This window comes from Xanthobacter autotrophicus, from assembly GCF_030015065.1.
In the GTDB taxonomy this organism is placed as follows: domain Bacteria; phylum Pseudomonadota; class Alphaproteobacteria; order Rhizobiales; family Xanthobacteraceae; genus Xanthobacter; species Xanthobacter autotrophicus_D.
Map to the genome: position 1 here is coordinate 1 of NZ_JAIVFN010000177.1, position 6,234 is coordinate 6,234.

Sequence of the window (6,234 nt, forward strand, 5' to 3'; positions counted from 1 at the left end):
CCCCTGCGTGTGGCCGAAGGTGCCCCGCCCCGGCCATGCTATGGCGGGGGCGGCCGGGGCGGGGCACCTTCGGCCACACGCAGGGGAGCCGGAATGAGCATCGTTGCAGATGATCCGTCCGCCGCCGACGCCGCGGCGTTCGGCCTGACCGAGGCCGCGCGGCGCCGCATCGCGGAAGCCGTGGCGGCGGCCGAGGCGCGCACCGCGGCCGAGATCCGCGTGGTGGTCGCCCGCGCGCCTTTGGTGCAGCACTCCTTCTTCCCGGTGCTCTGGGCCTCGCTGGTGGCGCTGGTGGCGCCGTGGCTCTTGGTCCTGGCGGAGCCGTTCGTCCCGTTTCTTCTGGCCCCCATGTCCGCGCTGACCACGCTCTCGGCGCAGGCGGTGCTGTTCGTGGTGCTGTGCGCGCTGCTGATGCTGCCGGGCGTGTCCCAGCGCGTCATCCCCCGCCTCGCCCTCAAGGCGGCGGCCCGCAGCGCCGCCATCGAGACCTTCCTCGCCTATGGCATTCCCCAGACGCCGGGCCGCACCGGGCTTCTGATCTTCGCCGCCGCCCGCGAGCGGCTGGTGGAGGTGGTGGCGGACGAGGCCCTCCACGGCCCGCTCGGTCCGGCCGCCTGGAGCGCGATCTGCGACGCCGTCACCGAACAGGCGGGCAAGGGGAGCCTGGTGGATGGCCTCGTCGCGGGCGTGGAGCAGGCCGGCGCGCTGCTTTCCGGTCCCCTGCCGCATCGCGCGGGCGAGACCAATGCCCTCCCGGACCACGTGATCGTGCTGTAAGGCAGTCTCCGGGCGGGTATGGTTGCATAAAAGAATATAATAAACCCAGAATAGCAGCCATCGCCCGCTCCGGCCCGGCAGCGGGCGATGGCTTGGCGTCCTGCCCGCCCGTCGCAGGTCACGGTCAGTCGTGGCGGTTTCGCCGGGCCGGGGGAGGGGCGGATGCCGATGGCAACCATCTGGTCACGCGGTGGCGAGGGTGAAACCATTCAGATCTATCTGGAGAAGACCGGCAGCGATCAGGCGCTGATCCGCATCGCCGCCTGGGCCAGGGACCGCAATCCCTCGGTCCAGCCGCCCCAGCGCCTCCACGCCTATACGCTCTACGCCATCCGCGCCGCCGATGGCGCCATGGTCTGCAAGGCGGACCTGCCCGGACCGTTCGATCCGACGGTGGGCTGCCGCTTCGAGGCCGTGGGTGAGGGCGGGGGGTCGTCATATTGCTGCCTTTCGTGTCGGACCAGCGCTACCCCGTGGGCGAGGCCGATTTCGCCGAGGCCGGCGTGTTCCTGCGGGAAGCCCGCTTTCCGAGGGCCTGAACGCCCGTCCGCCGGCGGCGCCGGAAAGCCGCCGGCGCTTAAGACCAAGGTTCCATGACAAGGCCCGAATCGGCCTCGTGACGCGGCTTTCCTTCCGCGGCGCTGCGGCATAGATTGCGCGCCCGAGCCTTCGGGGCTCGACCTAAGGCAAAGGGCTTCTTCTCATGACCAAACCCGCCGTTCGCGTCGCTGTCACGGGCGCCGCCGGTCAGATTTGCTATTCGCTGCTTTTCCGCATCGCCAACGGCGACATGTACGGCAAGGACCAGCCGGTCATCCTCCAGCTTCTGGACCTGCCGCAGGCGCAGGCTGCCGTCGGCGGCGTCGTGATGGAGCTCGAGGACTGCGCGTTCCCGAACCTGGCCGGCGTGGTCATCACCGACGACCCCAAGGTCGCGTTCAAGGACATTGACGCCGCCGTGCTCGTGGGTGCCCGTCCGCGCTCGAAGGGCATGGAGCGCGCCGACCTGCTCTCCGCCAACGCCGAGATCTTCAAGGTCCAGGGCAAGGCGCTGAACGAGGTGGCCAAGCGCGACGTGAAGGTGCTGGTGGTGGGCAATCCGGCCAACACCAACGCCTACATCACCGCCAAGAGCGCCCCGGACCTGCCGGCGAAGAACATCACCGCCATGCTCCGCCTCGACCACAACCGCGCCCTGTCGCAGTTCGCGGCCAAGGCCGGCATCGCCACCCAGGACATCGAGAAGGTGGCGGTGTGGGGCAACCACTCCCCGACCATGTATGCCGACTACCGCTTCGCCTCCGCGAACGGCAAGCCGCTGCCGGAGCTCATCAACGACGAGACCTGGTACCGCGAGACGCTGCTGCCCAAGGTGGGCAAGCGCGGCGCCGCCATCATCGAGGCCCGCGGCCTGTCGTCGGCCGCCTCGGCCGCCAACGCCGCGGTGGACCACATGCATGACTGGATCCACGGCACCGCCGGCAAGTGGGTCTCCATGGGCGTCGCCTCGGACGGCTCCTATGGCGTTCCGGAAGGCATCGTGTTCGGCATGCCGGCGGTGTGCACCGCCGGCGCCTACGAGGTGGTCCAGGGCCTCCCCATGGACGACTTCTCCAAGGCCATGTTCGACAAGACCCTGACCGAGCTGCTCGAAGAGCGCGACGGCGTCGCCGCTCTGCTGGGCTGAGTCGGGGATTCGCGCCCCGGTCGTTCGGCACCTGCCGAGCGGCCGGGCGTGCGCCCCACGGGCGGAACGGGTGTCGCCCACTCTTTGGGCGCGCCTGCTCCCTGCCTCCTGCTCAGGCAGTTTTCGGCCCGGTGGCGCCTTGCGCGCCGTTCCGGGCCGGGCGGAGCGCCTCGAACGGGTTGCGAAGGCCGATGAAACGGGCGTTTCTTTCGGCTCGAACGTCAACGAAGGCTTGACGCGAAGCGACTCTGAGGCTAGAAGCGCACCACTTTCGCGGCAGGCGGTCGGCGCCTCAGCGATCGGTCCTTCATCTTTTCAGGCTGTCCGGCTTGAGATGGGCCGATCCCAAGAGCCGAAACGCTGCCAGGAACAGCACTGCGATAACTTCAGGTGCATGATCGCGGCGCCGTCCCGTTTTCGGGAAATGCGCGCTGTGATCCTCTGTCGCGAGAAAGGCGTGTCCGCTCCCTTGCGGGGGTGGACGGCGCCTTTTGCGTTCGTTGGTGCGAACGGAATTTGTGGCCCCTCGGGGCCGGTCGTGGCGGCCCGTGAAAAAGGTCGTCGAATGAAGAATGCGGCCCCCGGCCGCAGATCAGGACGAGGCGAAGGCGTACATGCCGACGATCAACCAGCTGATCCGTAAGCCGCGTGAAGCGCAGAAGGCGCGCGACAAGGCGCCGGCGCTGCAGGCGAGCCCCCAGAAGCGCGGCGTGTGCACCCGCGTCTACACCACGACCCCGAAGAAGCCGAACTCGGCTCTGCGCAAGGTCGCCAAGGTGCGGCTCACCAACAGCTACGAAGTGATCGGCTACATCCCCGGCGAAGGCCACAACCTTCAGGAGCACTCCGTGGTGATGATCCGCGGCGGCCGCGTGAAGGACCTTCCCGGCGTGCGCTACCACATCCTGCGCGGCGTGCTCGACACCCAGGGCGTCAAGAACCGCAAGCAGCGCCGTTCGAAGTACGGCGCCAAGCGTCCGAAGTGATCCGGCGAACCTCAAGGAACTGAACGATGTCCCGTCGTCACAAGGCCGAGCGCCGCGAAGTCATTCCGGATCCCAAGTACGGGTCCACCATCCTGTCGCGCTTCATGAATTCCGTGATGCGCGATGGCAAGAAGTCGGTCGCCGAAGGCATCGTCTATGGCGCCCTCGACGTGGTCGAGACCAAGGCCAAGCACGACCCGGTGGACGTGTTCATTCAGGCGCTCGAGAACGTGGCGCCGGCGGTGGAGGTTCGCTCCCGCCGCGTCGGTGGCGCCACCTATCAGGTGCCGGTCGAGGTGCGTAACGAGCGTCGCCAGACCCTGGCGATCCGTTGGCTCATCGCCTCGGCGCGTGCCCGCAACGAGAAGACCATGGTGGAGCGTCTCTCCGCCGAGCTTCTCGACGCGGCCAACAATCGCGGCGCTGCCGTGAAGAAGCGCGAAGATACGCACCGGATGGCGGAAGCCAACCGCGCCTTCTCGCATTATCGCTGGTGATCGGAGAGGACGACTTCCATGCCCCGTACTCACGCGATCGAGGACTACCGCAACTTCGGCATCATGGCGCACATCGACGCCGGCAAGACCACGACCACGGAGCGGATCCTCTATTACACCGGCAAGAGCCACAAGATCGGTGAAGTCCATGATGGCGCTGCCACCATGGACTGGATGACCCAGGAGCAGGAGCGCGGCATCACCATCACGTCGGCCGCGACGACCGCTTTCTGGCAGGGCAAGCGCCTGAACATCATCGACACCCCCGGGCACGTGGACTTCACCATTGAGGTGGAGCGCTCCCTGCGCGTGCTCGACGGCGCCGTGTGCGTGCTCGACGGCAACCAGGGCGTGGAGCCGCAGACCGAGACCGTGTGGCGCCAGGCGGACAAGTACAACGTGCCGCGCATCGTGTTCGTCAACAAGATGGACAAGATCGGCGCCGACTTCTACCGCTGCGTCGAGATGATCGTGGACCGCGTGGCCGGCAACCCCGTGTGCTGCCAGCTGCCCATCGGCTCCGAGAACAACTTCAAGGGCATCATCGACCTCGTCCGCATGAAGGCGGTGGTGTGGGAAGATGAGGCCCTCGGCGCCAAGTATCACGATGAGGAGATCCCTGCGGATCTTGCCGACAAGGCTGCCGAATACCGCAACAAGCTGGTGGAAGCCGCCGTCGAGCTCGACGACGACGCCATGGCTGCGTATCTCGACGGCACCGAGCCGGATGAGGCGACCCTCAAGAAGCTGATCCGCCTCGCCGTCATCGGCCGCAAGTTCAATCCCGTGTTCTGCGGCTCCGCGTTCAAGAACAAGGGCGTGCAGCCTTTGCTCGACGCGGTGGTGGACTATCTGCCGTCCCCCATTGATCGCGGCGCCATCAAGGGCATCGACTTCAAGACCGAGGAAGAGACCGACCGCAAGCCGTCGGACAGCGAGCCGCTGTCGGTGCTGGCGTTCAAGATCATGGACGATCCCTTCGTCGGCACCATCACCTTCTGCCGCGTCTATTCGGGCGTGATGGAAACCGGCATGGGCCTGCTGAATTCCACCCGTGACAAGCGCGAGCGCGTCGGGCGGATGCTGCTCATGCACGCCAACAACCGGGAAGACATCAAGGAGGCCTATGCGGGCGACATCGTCGCCCTCGCCGGCCTCAAGGAAGTGCGCACCGGCGATACGCTGTGCGATCCCAACAAGGCCGTGATCCTGGAGAAGATGGAATTCCCGGAGCCGGTCATCGAGATCGCCATCGAGCCGAAGTCCAAGGCCGACCAGGAGAAGCTGGGCATCGCCCTCTCCAAGCTGGCTGCCGAGGATCCGTCCTTCCGCGTGTCCACCGACCACGAGAGCGGCCAGACCATCCTCAAGGGGATGGGCGAACTGCACCTCGACATCAAGGTCGACATCCTGAAGCGCACCTACAAGGTGGACGCCAATATCGGCGCCCCCCAGGTCGCCTATCGTGAGACCCTCACGAAGAAGACCGAGGTGGACTACACCCACAAGAAGCAGACCGGCGGTACCGGCCAGTTCGCGCGGGTGAAGTTCGTGGTGGAGCCGAACGAGGTCGGCAAGGGCTTCCAGTTCGAGAGCGTCATCGTCGGTGGCGCGGTGCCGAAGGAGTACATTCCGGGCGTCCAGAAGGGCCTCGAGAGCGTGCTCGGCGCCGGCGTGCTGGCGGGCTTCCCGGTGGTGGACGTGAAGGTGCAGCTCGTCGACGGCGCCTTCCATGAAGTGGACTCGTCCGCTCTGGCGTTCGAGATCGCGTCCCGCGCCGGCTTCCGCGAGGCCCTCCAGAAGGGCGGATCGGTGCTGCTCGAGCCCATCATGAAGGTCGAGGTGGTGACGCCGGAGGACTATACCGGCTCCGTCATCGGCGACCTCAACTCCCGCCGTGGCCAGATCCAGGGCCAGGACATGCGTGGCAATGCGAACGTCATCAACGCGATGGTGCCACTGGCCAACATGTTCGGCTACGTGAACACCCTGCGCTCGTTCAGTCAGGGCCGCGCCACCTTCACCATGCAGTTCGACCACTACGAGCAGGTGCCGTCGAACGTCGCCCAGGAGGTCCAGGCCAAATACGCGTGAGCGTCGGCCTGAGCCTTACGAGTTTTCACCCTTCAGGTTCGCCAGAGAGACCCAACGGAGAGTCCCATGGCCAAAGAGAAGTTCAACCGCTCGAAGCCGCACTGCAACATCGGCACGATCGGTCACGTTGATCACGGCAAGACGTCGCTGACGGCGGCGATCACGAAGGTGCTTGCGGAGTCGGGCGGAGCGA

7 protein-coding genes are annotated in these 6,234 nt (G+C 66.6%); all 7 read left to right on the forward strand.

The window, feature by feature from the left end; all coding sequences use genetic code 11:
- Nucleotides 1–93 precede the first annotated feature (93 nt).
- Nucleotides 94–777 carry a TPM domain-containing protein gene (locus K9U40_RS21495; protein ID WP_282892156.1) on the forward strand — a complete coding sequence of 228 codons (684 nt, stop codon included), beginning with the start codon at nucleotides 94–96 and terminating at the stop codon, nucleotides 775–777.
- 162 nt (nucleotides 778–939) lie between these two features.
- On the forward strand, nucleotides 940–1,374 hold the full coding sequence (locus tag K9U40_RS21500) for a hypothetical protein (RefSeq protein WP_282892157.1): 435 nt from the start codon (nucleotides 940–942) through the stop codon (nucleotides 1,372–1,374).
- 106 nt (nucleotides 1,375–1,480) lie between these two features.
- A complete protein-coding gene (locus K9U40_RS21505; RefSeq protein WP_282892158.1) occupies nucleotides 1,481–2,464 on the forward strand; it encodes a malate dehydrogenase in 984 nt (327 codons plus the stop codon).
- Nucleotides 2,465–3,078: 614 nt separating this feature from the next.
- Entirely contained in the window at nucleotides 3,079–3,450 is a 372-nt protein-coding gene (rpsL, locus tag K9U40_RS21510) for a 30S ribosomal protein S12 (RefSeq protein ID WP_012113697.1), read from the forward strand.
- Between the two features lie 26 nt (nucleotides 3,451–3,476).
- Nucleotides 3,477–3,947 carry a 30S ribosomal protein S7 gene (rpsG, locus tag K9U40_RS21515; protein ID WP_282892159.1) on the forward strand — a complete coding sequence of 157 codons (471 nt, stop codon included), beginning with the start codon at nucleotides 3,477–3,479 and terminating at the stop codon, nucleotides 3,945–3,947.
- An 18-nt stretch (nucleotides 3,948–3,965) separates the two neighbouring features.
- A complete protein-coding gene (gene fusA / locus K9U40_RS21520) occupies nucleotides 3,966–6,041 on the forward strand; it encodes an elongation factor G (RefSeq protein ID WP_282892160.1) in 2,076 nt (691 codons plus the stop codon).
- A gap of 66 nt (nucleotides 6,042–6,107) precedes the next feature.
- Nucleotides 6,108–6,234 (forward strand): GTP-binding protein (locus tag K9U40_RS21525; protein WP_250152467.1); only part of this gene is annotated, 127 nt, incomplete at its 3' end.